Genomic DNA, 16,512 nt, shown 5'->3' with positions numbered 1-16,512 from the left:
GGGATTTTTCGACTCCTCTTTCATGTCCCATCATCCAGCGGCAAAGGTTTACCGCTGAATGGGTTGATTGAAATTTAAGCAAATGGTATGCCCAATGTATGGCAAAGTTTTGACGTCAGCGTGTCGGGTTCACACTTTCACTGATTGGTAAACCGATAGGCCTCACTGTAAGGGAAGACATCATTAAATTGTCCTTGCTGAATATTTTCCTGCAGACCTTTCCAGTAGTCCGGCTCAAAAAGATCGGAATGCAACTCATCAAACAGCGCCCGGATTTTGGGGTTAATCAGCAGGAAGGTACGGAATTCTTCCGGAAACACGTCATATTCACCCACGCTGTACCAGGGTTCTGCCGCCATTTCATCTTCTGGTGTTCGCGGGGGGGGAATACGGCGGAAGTTGACTTCCGTCAGGTAGGATATCTCGTCATAGTCGTAGAAGATCACGCGGCTGTGTCGGGACACGCCAAAGTTTTTAAACAGCATATCGCCAGCAAAGATATTTGCAGCAGCCAGTTGTTTGATGGCATCGCCATATTCCTGAACGGCATTTCTCAGCTCTTCATCGTCAGCCTGCTCAAGGTAAATGTTTAGCGGGATCATGCGGCGTTCCATGTAGAGGTGGCGGATGTGGACCTCTCTGCTGGTGATCTTGATGTTTGACGGAGCGACGTCGAGCAATTCCTCGATCAGCGCATCACTGAACCGCTCTCTGGGAAAGATAAAGTTGCGGTAATCCAAGGTATCGGCCATACGGCCTACACGGTCATGCTCTTTAACCAACTGGTACTTCTCTTTGACCATGGCATGGGTAATGTCTTTTTGCGGGGCGAACCTGTCTTTAATGATCTTAAAGACAAAACCGTAGGAAGGCAGGGTGAATACGGACATCACCATCCCTTTTATCCCCGGTGCGATAATAAACTTGTCATCTGATGTTTCGAGGTGATACAGGAACTCGCGATAGAGTTCAGTCTTACCATGTTTTTGACACCCGATGGCGGTGTAAAGCTGCGCCGGAGTTTTATGGGGCATCAACTGATTGAGGAAATCGACCAATGCCGCAGGCACCGGGGCATACACCATAAAATAAGAGCGGGCGAAGCCGAAAATCACACTGAGTTCGTCTGCATCAGTGATACAGGCATCAACATAGAGTTCATTTTTTGAGTTCACCAGAATAGGCAAAACAAGAGGACGAACCTGGTTTGCCATGTCGATTCGGCCAATCAGGTAAGCGGCTTTGTTCCGGTAAAACGGTTCCCGAACCATGTCGATGGTGATTTCATCGGTTAACTGTGGGCCTAACCTGCGCTGCATGGCTTCGACAATCCGATGGATATCCCGGGCTTTGTTCACCCAAGAGAGAGTAAGGGGGGTATCATCCAGGATCCGTGCAATGGTGTGGATAAGAGATTGGTTGGAGGCATACCGTTTCAGCAGGGGCGTTGGGTATTTCGGGATACGTCCGCCCTGTGAGCTATTGACGAACAGTTTTTCTCGCCGGATATTACGGTGATCAAACATGCGGCAGTAAACCGAATTAAAGAAGCTTTCTGCAATATCATAACGTGGGTAGTCATCCAGCAACCGACTGTATTCCGCTTTTACTGCTTTGAGGAAGGTCCGGGTAGCATGCTGTTTATCCAGCATGGTTTTTAATTGTTGGCTGACAAGGCCGACATGGTGATCATAAAAGTTAATGCGGGTTCTTAGCGCCTTTTGCACACTTTTCCAGTCGCGAGCCTCAAAACGCTCCTGTGCCCCAGCGGTGACATCCAAAAAACGGCCATACATCGCATCAGAACCTTGCAATATGGTCTGGGCGACTAATTCCTCCATTGCAACTGCCATGGTTCCCTCCTCCGCGGTTGCTGAATTTCTGTTCAATTCAGGTCACTATGTCCTGCATATACAAACTGTGCAAGAAGTAAGCGTCGGAATATAGGGGTTTCTCATCTTTTGATTCCATGAGTTAAGAGTTGCGAATTGCAGCGTTTTTTTGAGAGATAACTTAAATTTTTGTTGACCTTGGTACCTATGTTCGGTAAAGGTTATAAAAACGCAGCACGTAAGGTGAAAAAGCCATGCTTAAAACAGCCGGCACCACAACCATTATCACCATTATTACCAACACCACTGGTGCGGGTGCGGGCTGATATGCACTGAATTTAGAAGAAGAGCCCGTACCCCTACAAGGTACGGGCTTTTTTTCACCTGTTTATAACTGAATTGACGAGTTTTGAAGGAGTTGGAGGAAAGGATGCGAGTTTTAAAGTTTGGTGGTACTTCGCTGGCAAATGCTGAAAGGTTTAGCCGTGCGGCAGAGATCATCACCAGCAATACCTGTCAAAGTGAGGTGTCGGCGGTTTTGTCCGCGCCGGCCAAGATCACTAACCTGTTAGTCGATGTGATTGATAGCACCGTCAAACACGGGGAAGCTGATCGTCAGGTTGAGGAGATCAGGAAGATTTTCTCTGCCCTGTTTGATGGCCTGGAAGCGATGGAGCAGGGCATAGATAAAGCCGCGCTGTATGAAAAGCTTGAACGCTCGGTAAACCAGCTAAAGCAATATATCCACGGTATTGCGCTGCTTGGGCTATGTCCTGACAACATTTACGCCCGCATCATCAGTAAAGGCGAACGCCTTTCTATTGCAACCATGTCGGCGTTGCTTCAGGCCCGCGGTTACAACACTTTCAACATCGATCCAGTGACGTATTTGAAGGCAAATGGGGACTATCTGGAAGCGATGGTTGATATCGAAGTCTCCTCTGAGCGTTTCAAAAAAGCACCGATCCCGGCCGCGCATATCGGCCTGATGCCTGGCTTTACTGCCGCCAATGAACAGGGTGAACTGGTCACGCTTGGCCGTAATGGTTCGGATTATTCTGCGGCGGTGCTGGCTGCCTGTGTCCGTGCAGAATGCTGTGAGATTTGGACTGACGTTGACGGTGTCTATAGCTGTGACCCACGCCTGGTGCCAGATGCGACGTTGCTGAAATCCCTGAGTTATCAGGAAGCGATGGAACTCTCCTACTTTGGTGCGAAAGTCCTCCATCCGAAAACTATTCTTCCTATCGCACGTTTCCATATTCCATGCCTCATTAAAAACACCGCCAACCCACAGGGTGCCGGTACCTTGATTGGTAATGACAGCGGTGAAGATAATCTGGCAGTGAAAGGTATCACTACTCTCAGCAAACTGAGCATGGTGAACGTGTCAGGTCCCGGCATGAAAGGCATGGTCGGTATGGCTGCAAGGGTATTCGGAGCCATGTCTTCCGCCGGCGTCTCTGTTGTGCTGATCACCCAGTCCTCTTCTGAGTACAGCATCAGCTTCTGTATTGAAGCGGAAGACAAGCCGGTGGCACAGCGCGCCCTGCAGGAAAGCTTTGAGCTGGAACTGAAAGATGGCCTGCTTGAGCCGGTAGAGTTCGTTGACAACGTTGCGATTGTGTCGCTGGTCGGTGATGCGATGCGCACCTCGAAAGGCGTTGCTTCCCAGTTCTTTACGTCTTTGGCGGAAGTGAACGTCAATATTGTGGCTATCGCACAGGGCTCATCTGAGCGCTCCATTTCGGCAGTTATCCCGGATGACAGCGTGTCAGAAGCAGTGAAAGCGTGCCACGAAAACCTCTTCAACTCCAACCATTACCTGGATGTATTTATTGTTGGTGTCGGTGGTGTCGGTGGCGAGTTGGTTGAGCAGGTAAAACGTCAGCAGGCGAAACTGGCCGGACAGGGCATTGTCATCCGTGTCTGCGGTCTGGCGAACAGCCGAGGCATGTTGCTCAACAGCAAAGGTGTGGATCTTAATAGCTGGCGTGACGAACTGGCGAAAGCGGATGAGCCTTTCAGCCTGGAACGCATGGTGCGTCTGGTTCAGCAGAACCACATCATCAACCCGGTGTTCATTGACTGTACCTCTGAACAGGCGATTGCTGACCAATACGCCGATTTCCTTTCGGCCGGTTTCCATGTAATCACCCCGAACAAGAAAGCCAACACTGCGGGCATGGCGTATTACCAGCAGCTTCGCAAGGCAGCGCGCGCCACTCGCCGTAAGTTTATGTATGACACCACAGTTGGTGCAGGCCTGCCGGTAATTGAGAACCTGCAAAACCTGATTGCAGCGGGTGATGAGCTGGAGAAATTTAACGGTATTCTGTCAGGGTCGCTGTCTCATATCTTTGGCAAGCTTGATGAAGGTCAGAGTTTCAGTGACGCGACGACGGTTGCGCGTGAAAGCGGCTTTACCGAGCCAGATCCGCGGGACGATCTCTCCGGGATGGATGTGGCACGTAAGCTCCTTATCCTTGCGCGTGAAGCCGGGATGCATCTGGAGCTGGAAGATGTGGAAGTGGAGCCAGCGCTGCCACCGGGTTTTGACGCCTCCGGTGATGTAGAAAGCTTTATGGCAAAACTGCCACAAGCGGATGCCTACTTTGAAAAACTGGCCGCTGATGCGCGGGCAGAAGGCAAAGTGCTGCGCTATGTTGGCAGCATCGAAAACGGCCAGTGTTCGGTGAAAATACAGGCGGTCGATGCCGACGATCCTATGTACAAAATCAAAGAGGGTGAAAATGCCCTGGCATTCTACAGCCGTTATTACCAACCGATCCCTCTGGTGCTGCGCGGTTACGGTGCGGGAACAGCAGTGACAGCAGCCGGTGTTTTCGCTGACCTGATGCGCACACTGGGTTGGAAGCTGGGGGTATAACGATGAGTGTGGTTGTTTACGCGCCGGCGTCTATTGGTAATGTGAGTGTCGGCTTTGATGTACTGGGTGCGGCGGTGTCTCCGATTGATGGCTCTTTGCTCGGGGACAGGGTGAAAGTGGAAGATGGCGGTAGTACGCCGTTTACCCTGAACTGTGTCGGCGGATTTGTTGACAAGCTGCCTGAGAATCAGGAAGACAACATTGTTTACCAAAGCTACCGGGTATTTTGCCGTGAAATGGAAAAACGGGGGCAGCCGGTACGCAATGTGGCCATGACCCTGGAAAAGAATATGCCTATCGGCTCAGGGCTGGGCTCCAGCGCCTGTTCGATTGTGGCAGCGCTCGATGCCCTGAATAAGTTCCATGGTGAGGCATTGGATGAAACCTCCCTGTTGGCTCTGATGGGAGAAATGGAAGCCGCCATTTCCGGCAGCCTGCATTATGACAATGTGGCACCATGTTACCTTGGCGGCCTGCAACTGATGGTCGAGCAAATGGGGATCATCAGTCAGCAGGTGCCGTGTTTTGATGAATGGTACTGGGTGATGGCGTATCCGGGGATTAAAGTCCCGACCGCTGAGGCTCGTGCTATTTTGCCTGCACAATATCGCCGTCAGGATGTGATTAACCATGGTCGACATCTGGCGGGCTTTATCCATGGCTGTTATTCTGGCCAGCCACAATTGGCGGCAAGCATGATCAAAGACGTGGTGGCAGAGCCGTATCGCGAAAAACTGCTGCCCGGCTTTGCTGAAGCAAGACATTACGCTGAAGATGCCGGTGCACTGGCAACCGGGATTTCCGGCTCGGGGCCAACGCTGTTCAGCATTACAGATGATATGGCTGTGGCTGAGCGCGTCGCCAGATGGCTACAGGACCATTACGTTCAAAACGAAGAAGGATTTGTCCATATCTGTCGATTGGATGTGAAAGGATCGACAGTGACAGGAAGTGAACTATGAAGCTTTACAACATCAAAGAAAACGACGAGCAGGTCTCGTTCGGTCAGGCAGTAAAACAAGGCCTTGGCCGCAGCCAGGGCCTGTTCTTCCCAAGCGAACTGCCAACATTTGACGACATTGATGCGTTGCTTGAAAAAGACTTTGTCAGCCGCAGCAGCGACATTCTTTCGGCCTTTATCGGTGACGAACTGACACCGGACACTGTGCGTAGCATGGTGGAAAATGCGTTTCAATTCCCTGCGCCAGTAGAGAAAGTGACGGACAGGATCAGTGCCCTTGAGCTGTTCCATGGCCCAACTCTGGCGTTTAAAGATTTCGGTGGCCGTTTTATGGCCCAATCGCTGGCAGCGGTGTCAGACGGCGGTAAAGTGACCATCCTGACCGCGACTTCCGGAGATACCGGCGCAGCAGTTGCCCATGCTTTTTATGGCATGGAAAACATCAATGTGGTGATCCTGTATCCGAAAGGCAAAATCAGCCCGCTGCAGGAAAAGCTGTTCTGTACTTTGGGTGGCAATATTCACACCGTGGCAATCAACGGCACTTTTGATGACTGTCAGGCGATGGTGAAAAACGCCTTTGATGACGCGGAGCTTCGCGCCGCTATCGGCCTGAACTCAGCGAATTCGATTAACATCAGCCGTCTGATGGCGCAAATCTGTTACTACTTTGAAGCCGTATCCCAGCTGACTAAAGCGCAGCGTGAGAATCTGGTGGTGGCGGTACCCAGTGGGAACTTTGGGAACCTGACGGCAGGTCTGTTGGCAAAAGCGATTGGCCTGCCTATCAAACGTTTTATTGCGGCCACTAATGTTAATGATACGGTGCCACGTTACCTGCAAACCGGTGAGTGGACACCGGAGCCAACCATTCCAACCTTGTCTAACGCTATGGATGTAAGCCAGCCCAACAACTGGCCGCGAATTGAAGAGCTGTGCAAGGTAAAAGGCTGGGGCCTGAATGAACTGGGTGCCGGAGCGGTGACAGATGAACAGACTGCTGAGACGCTGAAAGCCATGTTTGATGCCGGTTACCTGTGCGAACCGCATGGTGCGATTGCTTACCGCGTGCTGGACGAGCAGCTTAAGGATGGCGAGTATGGCCTGTTCCTGTGTACGGCACATCCGGCGAAATTTAAAGAATCAGTGGATGATATTCTGGGGCAGGACATTCCGTTGCCGGGCCCTCTGGCGAAACATGCCGCGATGGAACTGCTCTCTGTGGAGCAAGACGCGGATTTCGCACAACTGCGCGAATACCTGATGAAAGTGGCTGGTTAACAGCCTTGATAAAAGCAAAAACCGGCCAGTTGGCCGGTTTTTTTATGTAATTTTTACTTTCTATTACAGAGAGTTAGTAAAAGTACGGGCGATAACGTCGCGTTGTTGTTCAGGGGTCAGCGAGTTAAAGCGTACCGCGTAACCTGATACACGAATAGTCAGCTGTGGGTATTTCTCTGGGTGCTTCGCTGCGTCTTCCAGCGTTTCACGTTTCAGCACGTTCACATTGAGGTGCTGGCCACCTTCAATCTTTGCAGGTACTTCGATTGCGACTTCACGGCTCTCGTATTCGCCGAGATCGGCCGCAGGGATAACCTGATCCGCTTCGAAACCGGCTTTCGCTGCTACACAACGAGCCTGGTTGGTTTCGCTGTCCAGCAGCCAGATTGAGTTTAGCAGGTCATCGTTGGCCGCTTTAGTAATTTGAATACCAGTGATCATTATCTTCCCCTTTTTGATAGGCGTGGTGATGTTAATTTTCCATCAATAGATGAGCTGGGTACTTATATACCTTACTGCTTGTGAGGGTATTTTGATTTTAGTCAAAATACAATCAAAATATGCGAAAATACCCCCCGCCATTTCTTGTTTTGAATCAAAGAATTATTAACTATTTGGTTTCGAGTATTTTTTTAAAAAATTGGTCTTAAGTTGAAAATTACAAATGTAATTTTATTACTACATTTTTAGTGTTTGATCTGGTGATTTAAAGCGGTAACCCGGGGAAGCGACTGTGCTGGCCCAGCCGGTGCCCTGACGTGAATTGACGGAAATCAGGGGACAACACCCAGACCAGTAACCTACTATGTTGTCGGTTACGGTTTTTTAAAAGGAGAGATGATGAAGTATATCGGGGCACATGTGTCTGCATCTGGCGGTGTAGAAAATGCACCGGTGAATGCAGCGGCAATCGGTGCCAATGCATTTGCGCTGTTTACCAAGAACCAGCGCCAGTGGCAGGCCAAGCCGCTTGACGTAAAAAACGTGGCAGCGTTTAAAGCCAACTGCCAAAAATATGGCTTTGTACCGGAAGCAGTATTGCCACATGATTCTTACCTTATCAATCTCGGCGCGCCAGAAGAAGATAAACTGGAAAAATCCCGCGCAGCCTTCATCGATGAGATGGCGCGTTGTGAGATGCTCGGGCTGCCATTGCTTAATTTTCATCCCGGCAGCCACCTGAAAAAAATCAGTGAAGAAGCCTGTCTTTCGCTGATTGCAGAATCCATCAACCTTGCCCACCAGTCAGTGGCCAATGTTGTTACTGTGATTGAAAATACCGCTGGGCAAGGCACCAATCTGGGATGGTCGTTTGAACAACTGGCAAGCATCATTGCGCAGGTGGAGGATAAATCTCGGGTGGGAGTCTGTATTGATACCTGCCATGCTTTCGCTGCCGGGTATGATCTCCGTACCCACACGGCGACAGAAGCGACGTTTGTGGAATTTGATAAAACCGTTGGCTTTCAATACCTGCGCGGTATGCACCTCAATGACGCCAAAACTGCGTTTGGCAGTCGGGTTGACCGCCATCAGGCATTAGGGGAAGGAGAGATTGGGCTGGCCTGTTTTGAGGTCATCATGCAGGACAAGCGCTTTGACGGTATTCCTTTAATTCTCGAGACCATTAAGCCGGAAAAATGGGCTGAAGAGATCCGTTTGCTGCGGCAGTTTGAAGTCACGGCAAACGGGACTATTTCTGCGTAGAATAGCGTCCAAAGAAAATGAAGAGGATTGGGAAGACGATGACAAGTGCGATGACCTGGCATGATGTGATTGGCCAGGAAAAGGAACAAGACTATTTCAAGTACACCATGGCGTATGTCGCCAAAGCACGTGAAGAAGGCAAGGTAATCTATCCACCGAAGGAAGATGTGTTTAATGCCTTCCGTTACACCAAACTGAATGAGGTGAAAGTGGTGATATTAGGGCAGGACCCTTACCACGGGCCGAATCAGGCACATGGTCTTTGTTTTTCTGTGTTGCCGGGCATTAACCCTCCCCCATCGTTGGTGAACATATATAAAGAGTTAGCGCAGGATATTGAAGGTTTCACCATTCCCCAGCACGGTTATTTGAAAAGTTGGGCAGAGCAGGGAGTGCTGCTGCTTAATACCGTATTAACAGTAGAGCAGGGCAATGCACATTCCCATGCCCACCTCGGCTGGGAAACATTCACCGATCGTGTGATAGAAGCGGTTAACCTGCACTGTGACGGGGTGGTGTTCTTGTTATGGGGCTCTCATGCGCGGAAAAAAGGGCGGGTGATTGACCGCCAGCGGCACCATGTACTGGAAGCGCCGCATCCTTCACCGTTGTCTGCTCACCGGGGTTTTCTGGGTTGTAAGCACTTTTCAACGACCAATCAGATTTTACGTCAGGCAGGTAAGACACCGATTAATTGGCAACCTGAACTGGACTGAACCCATGGCATTCTGTCATTTCTTACGCCCGTGACACTGGTCGCGGGTTTTTTCATTTTTTTGATACATGTGGTGGAAATGCACAAAAAATGACCATGCTCAATTTAAGTGACATTTTGAGGGGTAGACTGAAGTTAAGGTAGGATTCATGAAGAAAGGGAGGAGCTATGTTAGTAGCCAGCATTCGTAGGGATCACCGGAACATCAGTCAGTTACTCAAGCTGCTGTCGAGGAAACTTAGGGCAATTCAGCAAGAGAAGCCGGTGAATTACGGTCTGATTAAGGACACGGTGCTTTATTTGCAAGAGCATGCAGAAAAATACCACCATCCAAAAGAAGACCTGATTTACCACTACTACCTACAACATTATCCTGATGCGGAAGGCGTTGCCCGCCTTGATGATGAACACCAAGCATTGTCAGACCTGACAGCAGAGTTTGCCGATACGGTTGAGATGATTCTGATGGACGCAGTGATCCCATTGGACTTGTTTGTCGAAAAACTTAACCGTTTTGTCGGCTGCCAGAAAGCGCATTTGGATCTGGAAGAAAAAACCATTCTGCCGGTATTGGAGCAGACCTTGACCACAGGAGACTGGACTTACCTGCAAAGCCAGTGGGAAGAGGAAGCCGATCCCTTGTTTGGCGAGCAGGTGGCAGATCGCTTTAAGGAGCTTGCTGCTGCACTGTAAAAAGAAAAGACGTATTCGCAGACAAAAAAGGCACCTAAACAGATGCCTTTTCCAGAATTCCAATGTTGTTTTTGTTAGTGAACCTGATGGTGAACCCCATTAGCGAATGCGTTAAAAATCGAAATCGCTGTCATTGAAGTCGCCGAGCATATCAATATCCTGAAGCTCTTTACGTAGGCGTTGTCTGTCTTTTAACGCCTCAATTTCTCTCCATTTACGTTTTACTGGTTTGGCTCGTCCACCGCGTTGTGGTCGCTCTTGATCTAGTACATCATCAAAGGCAAAGCTATCCATAATTCACCTCATTTTACCGTTGCGGTCGATATTTAAATATCAAACCTCCGACAAAATAAAATTGATGTGTTTCTCATTTGTTGCACTTTGGTGAAGTTTTTATGGTAGCGCAATCACTTTTATTTTAAAGGTACTGAAAATATGTGCAGTTGCAGTACGTTAGATATTAAGACAGGAAGATCATAGGATCTTACGGCCAATGTTTTCATTTAACCCTTGTCACAGCAATGGACCGGGGATTTTCAGGTTTTTTATTTCACCTTGAATAAAACACATTACGGGCTGCTGCTGGGGTAAACAGCATGTTTACTTCATGTTGTGAAAAAAATCGGCGCCGATGATTAATCTACGGAGTGAGTGAAAAAGAAGTACATTATTATGAACCTTATTTCATATTGATTTTTAAAGTGGCTACCTGCATCATTTTGAAGAAATTTGCGGAATTAGCCGCAATACCGACACAATATTGGGATTTTCGCGACGTATTCTTCTCTGCGAGTTCCACATCCACTTTCGGCAGACGCCCAGTTTGCGTCAGTCGCATCTAATTGCATTTTCCCTGATTCGGGAACGTAGACATGGCGCATAAGTTTATGCGCACAGAGAGGTAGGCTTGGTTAGTCTAATCAATTTTTTAAATGATCTGATCTGGGGATCAGTGCTGATCTATCTTCTGATCGGAGGTGGGATATTCTTTACCTTTCGCCTTGGTTTTATTCAGATCCGCCATTTTGGCCATATGTTCAACGTCATGAAGAGCAGCCGTCAGGCAGACAACGAGGGGATCTCTTCATTTCAGGCGTTGTGCACCAGTCTTGCCGCGAGAGTTGGCACGGGTAACATGGCTGGCATTGCTGTCGCCCTGACCCTCGGTGGTCCTGGCGCTATTTTCTGGATGTGGCTGGTGGCCATACTTGGTATGGCGACATCGTTTGCCGAAAGCACCCTGGCACAGCTTTACAAAACCCGCGACGATGATGGTAACTTCCGGGGCGGCCCTGCTTACTACATGGAGAAGGGGCTGGGGATGCGCTGGATGGGCGTGCTGTTCTCCGTACTGCTTATCATTGCATTTGGCCTGGTGTTTAACTCTGTACAGGCTAACTCCATTACCCAGGCAGCCTACGTGGCATTCGGTTTTGATCCCCTTTACGTGGGTGTCGTTTTGGTTTGTTTGTCTGCGTTTGTCATCTTTGGTGGCATTCGCAAAATTGCCCGCACGGCAGAGATTATCGTGCCCGTCATGGCGCTGCTCTATTTGGGCTTGGCGATGTTTATCATGTTCACTAACCTGGAAAAGGTACCGGACGTCCTGATGCTGATCTTTCGTAGTGCCTTTGGCCTGGAAGAGGCGGCATCCGGCGCCTTGGGTTATACCGTGGCCCAGGGAATGGTTCAGGGGATCAAGCGCGGCCTGTTTTCAAATGAGGCGGGTATGGGCTCTGCACCGAACGCCGCTGCCAGTGCGACACCGTATCCGCCACACCCAGCATCACAGGGATATGTTCAGATGCTGGGCGTATTTGTCGACACCATTGTGATTTGCTCAGCGACGGTAGCCATCATCCTGATGTCCGGTGAATACATGCCAGGCAGTGACATCACAGGCATCGAACTCACTCAGCGTGCGCTGTCGAGTGCCGTGGGTGAATGGGGAGGAATTTTTGTGGCTGTGGCGATTTTCTTTTTCGCTTTTACGTCCATCATTGCCAACTACTCTTATGCGGAAACCAATCTGATTTTCCTTGAGCACAACCATAAAGCCGGTCTGACTCTCTTCCGTTGTGTGGTACTCGGTATGGTGATGTTTGGTGCTATGGCTGAGCTGCCGGTGGTGTGGGTTATGGCAGATACTTCTATGGGCCTGATGGCTATCGTCAATATGATAGCGATCCTGTTACTTTCCGGTACAGTGGTCACACTGACGAAAGACTATAACCAGCAACGGGCAGGCGGCAAGGTGCCATCGTTTAACAGCCGTAACCATCCTGATCTATTGAACCAGATTGAACCCGGCGTTTGGGGGAAACCTGAGGTGGTTGAACCGGAAAACCGCCAAACTTCACAGTAGGTCATTCGGTTTCACCTATGGCAGTTATCGAAAAAAGCCACGTTTCATCGCGTGGCTTTTTTTCGTGTCAATGGTAACCTTGAACCAGATAACAGATTGAAAGGAATGACACTATGTTGATCGTGGTTTCTCCGGCAAAAACATTGGACTACCAATCACCGCTGGCGACGGAGCGTTACACGCAACCTACGCTCACGGCGCATTCAGCTGAACTCATTGAGGTTTGCCGCCGGCTGACACCCGCGGATATTAGCAGTTTGATGAAGGTCAGCGATAAAATTGCCGGCCTGAATGCTGCCCGGTTTGCTGAATGGTCGTCAGAGTTCACGACCGACAACGCGCGGCCAGCCATCCTTGCATTTAAGGGGGATGTCTACACCGGCCTTGAAGCCGAAACCTTCAGTGAGGAGGATTTCGACTGGGCGCAGGATCACCTTCGTATGCTGTCAGGGCTCTATGGCTTACTTCGTCCGCTTGATTTGATGCAACCATATCGTCTGGAGATGGGCACCAAGCTTGCTAACGCCCGTGGAGCCAACCTCTACCAGTTTTGGGGGGATATCATTACAGGTGAGTTGAATGCGGCATTGAAAGCACAAGGCGACAATGTGTTGGTCAATCTGGCATCGAACGAGTATTTCAAGTCGGTGAACCCCAAACTGCTGGAAGGACAGGTCATTACGCCGGTGTTCAAAGATCAGAAAAACGGCCAATACAAGGTGATCAGCTTCTTTGCCAAGAAAGCCCGCGGTATGATGGCTCGCTATATTATCGATAACCGCATTGATTCGGTTGAAGCGCTGAAAGCGTTTAATATGGCAGGATACGGGTTCTGCGCAGAAGAATCGAATAGCAAGGAACTGGTGTTTAAGCGCGAAGAGCTGTGATCACCGTTTAGTCGCGGAAAGAGAAAAGGTTAGCCGCAGCTAACCTTTTTTGTTTTTTGAAAAGTCAGGATTACACGGTTGGGTTAACCGGTCTGCCAGACACCTCATCGGATGTTTCTTTATCCTGAGCGCGACGTGCCAGACGACGCTCCCAGTAATCGGCATTTTTAATGCCAAGCTTCACAGGATCAAAGGTGTATTCTTCCACGCCTGCTTTCTGCTGACGTTCATAGTCGTGTAACGTTTTCAGGGCTGGCTTGCTCAGGAAGAAGATGATGATAAGGCCAACGATGTTTAGCCACGCCATCAGGCCAACGCCGATGTCACCCATTGCCCATGCCAGATTTGCTGTTTTTACTGTGCCGTAGAAAACAGCTGCCATCAGCACCACTTTCAGCACAAACATCATACCAGGAATATTCACTGTGCGGCGTAGGTACGCCACGTTGGTTTCTGCAATGTAGTAGTAGGCGAGAATGGTGGTAAAAGCAAAGAAGAACAGTGCAATCGCAATAAACGGCTTGCCCCATCCCGGCATCGTGCTTTCAATCGCCATCTGGGTGAATACTGGGCCGTTAGCCGCGATTTCTGCCGACACGTTCTGGATGATAAAGGCATCACCCGCACCGTGAACGTTATAGGCACCAGTGATTAGGATCATAAATGCTGTCGCTGAACACACCAGCAGGGTATCAATATAGATTGAGAAAGACTGAACCAGACCTTGTTGAGCCGGGTGCTGGACGTTTGCAGCGGCGGCTGCGTGGGGACCTGTACCCTGACCGGCTTCATTGGAGTAAACACCACGTTTAACTCCCCAGCCGATAGCGGCACCGACGCCTGCCATGGGGGTGAATGCATCACCTACGATCATAGCAATAATGCCTGGGATTTCTGTGATGTTAAGTGCGATGATAGCGAAAGCGATGATAATGTACGCCAGTGCCATAAAGGGCACCACAACCTGGGTGAAGCTTGCAATTCGCTTCACACCACCAAAGATGATGAAACCAAGCAAAATGGAGATAAAGGTGCCGGTGATGATTTTTGCCACACTGTAAGTACCCAATGCGGTTTCAATCATTTGACCAGAGCCGAAAGCTGTCTCAAATGCGTTACCGATACTGTTTGACTGGACACCAGGCAGCAAAACACCGCAGGCAAAGATGGTGGCGATAGCAAAGATCCATGCATACCACTTGTGGCCCATGGCTTTTTCAATGTAGTAAGCCGGACCGCCTCGGAACTCGCCGTTGTCTTCCTCCTTATAGATTTGTGCAAGGGTGGATTCGGTGTACGCAGTTGCGGCGCCAAGGAAGGCTACCACCCACATCCAGAATACTGCGCCAGGGCCACCAAAGCCGATAGCGGCAGCAACACCGGCGATGTTACCGGTACCCACTCGCCCAGACAGGGAAACCGCCAGTGCCTGAAAAGAGGAAATGCCTTTCTCAGAACTTTTGCCGGAAAACAGCAGGCGAGTCATTTCTCTGAACTGACGAACCTGAACAAAGCGTGTCACGATGGAGTAAAAAAGGCCAGCACCCAGACAGGTATATATCAGGACTGGACTCCAGATAATGCCGTTCAAAAAATCTACAACAGATTGCATTACAAGATCCCTCTAAATAACAAATAGTGGATAGATGATTTTTATCCAATGGCAGGATAATCCGAAACTTAAATGAGTTGTTAACAATTTGTTTCATTGGCGTGGCGGATTGTGAGCTTGATCTTTTGTCAACCATCCCTTGGCTGAACAAAATATTTATACCTAAACGACCTGAATTCGATCATCTTCAAGTGGTTTGGGGATATCTGGAAAGCATCTCAGATAGATGAAAAAGGAGGTGTTACCCTCCTTTTCTAGCGTTATTGGACCAAAGAATCCAATAAAAGTGTGACTAAGTGGATTTCTTTGCTGCTTTTTTCGTCGCTTTCTTGGCTTTGCCTTTGGCGACTTTGTTAGGACGCTTTTTCTTTTTCTTCTTAAACTCTGGCTTTTTATGTTTGGGTTTTAGTCCATCAATAAAGCGTTCTTTCACGTCTTCTTTCATGTAGCGGCAGATACGATCCATCATCGGTTGGTCGTGTGCTTCTACCAGTGAAATCGCATTCCCCTTTTTACCGGCGCGGGCAGTGCGGCCAATACGGTGGAGATAGACGTCTGCTTTGCGGGGCAGGTCAAAGTTGATCACGTGGTCGATGTCCGGCACGTCGATGCCACGTGCCGCTACGTCTGTGGCCAGCAACACATTGATTTCACCGCGGGTGAAACGTTCAATCGCGTACGTCCGTTTTGCCTGTGGCATTTCGCCTTGCAACCAGGCACATTTTATTTTTTCTGCGGTCAGGTACTCGCGCAGTGCCGCCAGACGCTCTCGGGTTTTCACGAAAATAATGGCGCGTTTTGCCTGTTCGGTCAGGATAGACTTCAGTAGGGCATTTTTATGTGTCATGTCATCACAGCGGTAATACCACTGGGTGATTTTTTTGCGCTCGCGGCGTGGTGGCTCCGCTTCCACTTCGACTGGATCGGTGAGCAGGGTCTTTTTGAAGCCTTCAATGCCACGACCTTCCAGCGTTGCTGAGAACAACATGCTTTGCTTACGCCAACGACATTCGCTGGAGAGGCGATCAACGGCTGGGCCAAACCCCATGTCCAGCATCCGGTCGGCCTCATCCAGTACCAGGCTTTCAATCGCGCGGCAGTCAAAACGCTCCGCTTCCACGTACTCCATCAGGCGGCCCGGGGTAGCCACTACGATGTCCTGGGTTTTACCCAGAATTTCTGCGTGCTCCTGGTAAGAGATACCGCCGGTGATAGTGATGATTTTTAGACCGGTGTATTTCGCCAGTGCGCGAGCCTGATCTGCTATCTGAATAGCCAGCTCGCGGGTTGGTGTCAGGATCAGTGCGCGTGCAGGACCCGGCTTCTGGCGGGGAAAGTCGATAAGGTGTTGCAGCAGTGGCAACACAAAGGCTGCTGTTTTCCCTGTTCCCGTTGGCGCGGAGGCCAGAATATCACGGCCATCCATACCATGAGGGATCACGCCAGCCTGGATTGCTGTTGGTCGCTCGAAGCCCATGTCATCCAGCGCTTGTAGCAGTTGAGGATCCAGTTCCAGTTCAGCAAAAGTTCGCACGCGTTGTTTCTCCACTCAAAGTTAGGGGGCGAATT

13 protein-coding genes and 1 other annotated feature are annotated in these 16,512 nt (G+C 49.8%); of the genes, 8 read left to right on the top strand and 5 right to left on the bottom strand.

Going from position 1 to position 16,512, the window contains the following annotated elements:
* Window positions 1-137: 137 nt before the first annotated feature.
* On the bottom strand, window positions 138-1,853 hold the full coding sequence (gene aceK, locus VHA_RS09940) for a bifunctional isocitrate dehydrogenase kinase/phosphatase (RefSeq protein WP_005503929.1): 1,716 nt from the start codon (window positions 1,851-1,853) through the stop codon (window positions 138-140).
* 243 nt (window positions 1,854-2,096) lie between these two features.
* Window positions 2,097-2,215, top strand: a sequence feature (Thr leader region).
* Between the two features lie 47 nt (window positions 2,216-2,262).
* Here aceK and thrA point away from each other — a divergent pair.
* The 3 genes from thrA to thrC are packed head-to-tail and all read left to right on the top strand — an operon-like array spanning window position 2,263 to window position 6,964.
* Window positions 2,263-4,722 (top strand): bifunctional aspartate kinase/homoserine dehydrogenase I, encoded by a 2,460-nt coding sequence (gene thrA / locus VHA_RS09935; protein ID WP_040528606.1) that lies wholly within the window; start codon window positions 2,263-2,265, stop codon window positions 4,720-4,722.
* Window positions 4,723-4,724: 2 nt separating this feature from the next.
* A complete protein-coding gene (thrB, locus tag VHA_RS09930) occupies window positions 4,725-5,684 on the top strand; it encodes a homoserine kinase (RefSeq protein WP_005503924.1) in 960 nt (319 codons plus the stop codon).
* On the top strand, window positions 5,681-6,964 hold the full coding sequence (gene thrC / locus VHA_RS09925; protein ID WP_005503923.1) for a threonine synthase: 1,284 nt from the start codon (window positions 5,681-5,683) through the stop codon (window positions 6,962-6,964). The genes thrB and thrC overlap by 4 nt, the downstream gene beginning before the upstream one ends.
* A 63-nt stretch (window positions 6,965-7,027) precedes the next feature.
* Here thrC and grcA read toward each other — a convergent pair whose 3' ends face one another.
* Entirely contained in the window at window positions 7,028-7,405 is a 378-nt protein-coding gene (grcA, locus tag VHA_RS09920) for an autonomous glycyl radical cofactor GrcA (RefSeq protein WP_005503922.1), read from the bottom strand.
* Between the two features lie 399 nt (window positions 7,406-7,804).
* Here grcA and nfo point away from each other — a divergent pair, with 399 nt between their 5' ends.
* The 3 genes from nfo (at window position 7,805) to VHA_RS09905 (ending at window position 10,079) form a co-directional block, all read left to right on the top strand.
* Entirely contained in the window at window positions 7,805-8,671 is an 867-nt protein-coding gene (nfo, locus tag VHA_RS09915) for a deoxyribonuclease IV (protein WP_005503921.1), read from the top strand.
* Between the two features lie 38 nt (window positions 8,672-8,709).
* Window positions 8,710-9,387, top strand: coding sequence for a uracil-DNA glycosylase (gene ung, locus VHA_RS09910; RefSeq protein ID WP_005503920.1), 678 nt, complete (start codon window positions 8,710-8,712; stop codon window positions 9,385-9,387).
* Between the two features lie 167 nt (window positions 9,388-9,554).
* A complete protein-coding gene (locus VHA_RS09905; protein WP_040528604.1) occupies window positions 9,555-10,079 on the top strand; it encodes a hemerythrin domain-containing protein in 525 nt (174 codons plus the stop codon).
* 111 nt (window positions 10,080-10,190) lie between these two features.
* On the opposite strand, the gene VHA_RS09900 is transcribed toward VHA_RS09905, so the two are convergent.
* A complete protein-coding gene (locus VHA_RS09900; protein ID WP_005503918.1) occupies window positions 10,191-10,373 on the bottom strand; it encodes a DUF3545 family protein in 183 nt (60 codons plus the stop codon).
* A 613-nt stretch (window positions 10,374-10,986) separates the two neighbouring features.
* Between VHA_RS09900 and VHA_RS09895 the strand changes: the two genes are divergently transcribed.
* Together VHA_RS09895 and yaaA are read left to right on the top strand one after the other, a co-directional pair.
* Window positions 10,987-12,444: an alanine/glycine:cation symporter family protein gene (locus VHA_RS09895; RefSeq protein ID WP_040528602.1), complete on the top strand. Its 1,458-nt coding sequence runs from the start codon at window positions 10,987-10,989 to the stop codon at window positions 12,442-12,444.
* A 113-nt stretch (window positions 12,445-12,557) separates the two neighbouring features.
* The gene (gene yaaA, locus VHA_RS09890) at window positions 12,558-13,331 is read left to right on the top strand and encodes a peroxide stress protein YaaA (RefSeq protein WP_005503915.1); all 774 of its coding nucleotides are present in this window, start codon (window positions 12,558-12,560) and stop codon (window positions 13,329-13,331) included.
* A 70-nt stretch (window positions 13,332-13,401) separates the two neighbouring features.
* On the opposite strand, the gene VHA_RS09885 is transcribed toward yaaA, so the two are convergent.
* Both VHA_RS09885 and srmB read right to left on the bottom strand, forming a co-directional pair.
* On the bottom strand, window positions 13,402-14,943 hold the full coding sequence (locus VHA_RS09885) for an alanine/glycine:cation symporter family protein (protein ID WP_005503914.1): 1,542 nt from the start codon (window positions 14,941-14,943) through the stop codon (window positions 13,402-13,404).
* 292 nt (window positions 14,944-15,235) lie between these two features.
* Window positions 15,236-16,477 carry an ATP-dependent RNA helicase SrmB gene (gene srmB, locus VHA_RS09880; RefSeq protein WP_005503913.1) on the bottom strand — a complete coding sequence of 414 codons (1,242 nt, stop codon included), beginning with the start codon at window positions 16,475-16,477 and terminating at the stop codon, window positions 15,236-15,238.
* Between the last annotated feature and the right edge of the window lie 35 nt (window positions 16,478-16,512).

The sequence above is a fragment of the Grimontia hollisae CIP 101886 genome (assembly GCF_000176515.1).
Classification (GTDB): domain Bacteria; phylum Pseudomonadota; class Gammaproteobacteria; order Enterobacterales; family Vibrionaceae; genus Enterovibrio; species Enterovibrio hollisae.
The sequence above is the reverse complement of the archived record's forward strand: the minus strand, read 5'-3'. Positions and strand labels throughout refer to the sequence as shown.

Bases quoted from the DNA above. Each gene is read 5' to 3' on its own strand.
- yaaA (WP_005503915.1), top strand. From the start codon at position 12,558: ATGTTGATCGTGGTTTCTCCGGCAAAAACATTGGACTACCAATCACCG.
- VHA_RS09905 (WP_040528604.1), top strand. From the start codon at position 9,555: ATGTTAGTAGCCAGCATTCGTAGGGATCACCGGAACATCAGTCAGTTA.
- thrC (WP_005503923.1), top strand. From the start codon at position 5,681: ATGAAGCTTTACAACATCAAAGAAAACGACGAGCAGGTCTCGTTCGGT.
- thrB (WP_005503924.1), top strand. From the start codon at position 4,725: ATGAGTGTGGTTGTTTACGCGCCGGCGTCTATTGGTAATGTGAGTGTC.
- VHA_RS09885 (WP_005503914.1), bottom strand. From the start codon at position 14,943: ATGCAATCTGTTGTAGATTTTTTGAACGGCATTATCTGGAGTCCAGTC.
- VHA_RS09900 (WP_005503918.1), bottom strand. From the start codon at position 10,373: ATGGATAGCTTTGCCTTTGATGATGTACTAGATCAAGAGCGACCACAA.
- ung (WP_005503920.1), top strand. From the start codon at position 8,710: ATGACAAGTGCGATGACCTGGCATGATGTGATTGGCCAGGAAAAGGAA.
- nfo (WP_005503921.1), top strand. From the start codon at position 7,805: ATGAAGTATATCGGGGCACATGTGTCTGCATCTGGCGGTGTAGAAAAT.
- thrA (WP_040528606.1), top strand. From the start codon at position 2,263: ATGCGAGTTTTAAAGTTTGGTGGTACTTCGCTGGCAAATGCTGAAAGG.
- grcA (WP_005503922.1), bottom strand. From the start codon at position 7,405: ATGATCACTGGTATTCAAATTACTAAAGCGGCCAACGATGACCTGCTA.
- aceK (WP_005503929.1), bottom strand. From the start codon at position 1,853: ATGGCAGTTGCAATGGAGGAATTAGTCGCCCAGACCATATTGCAAGGT.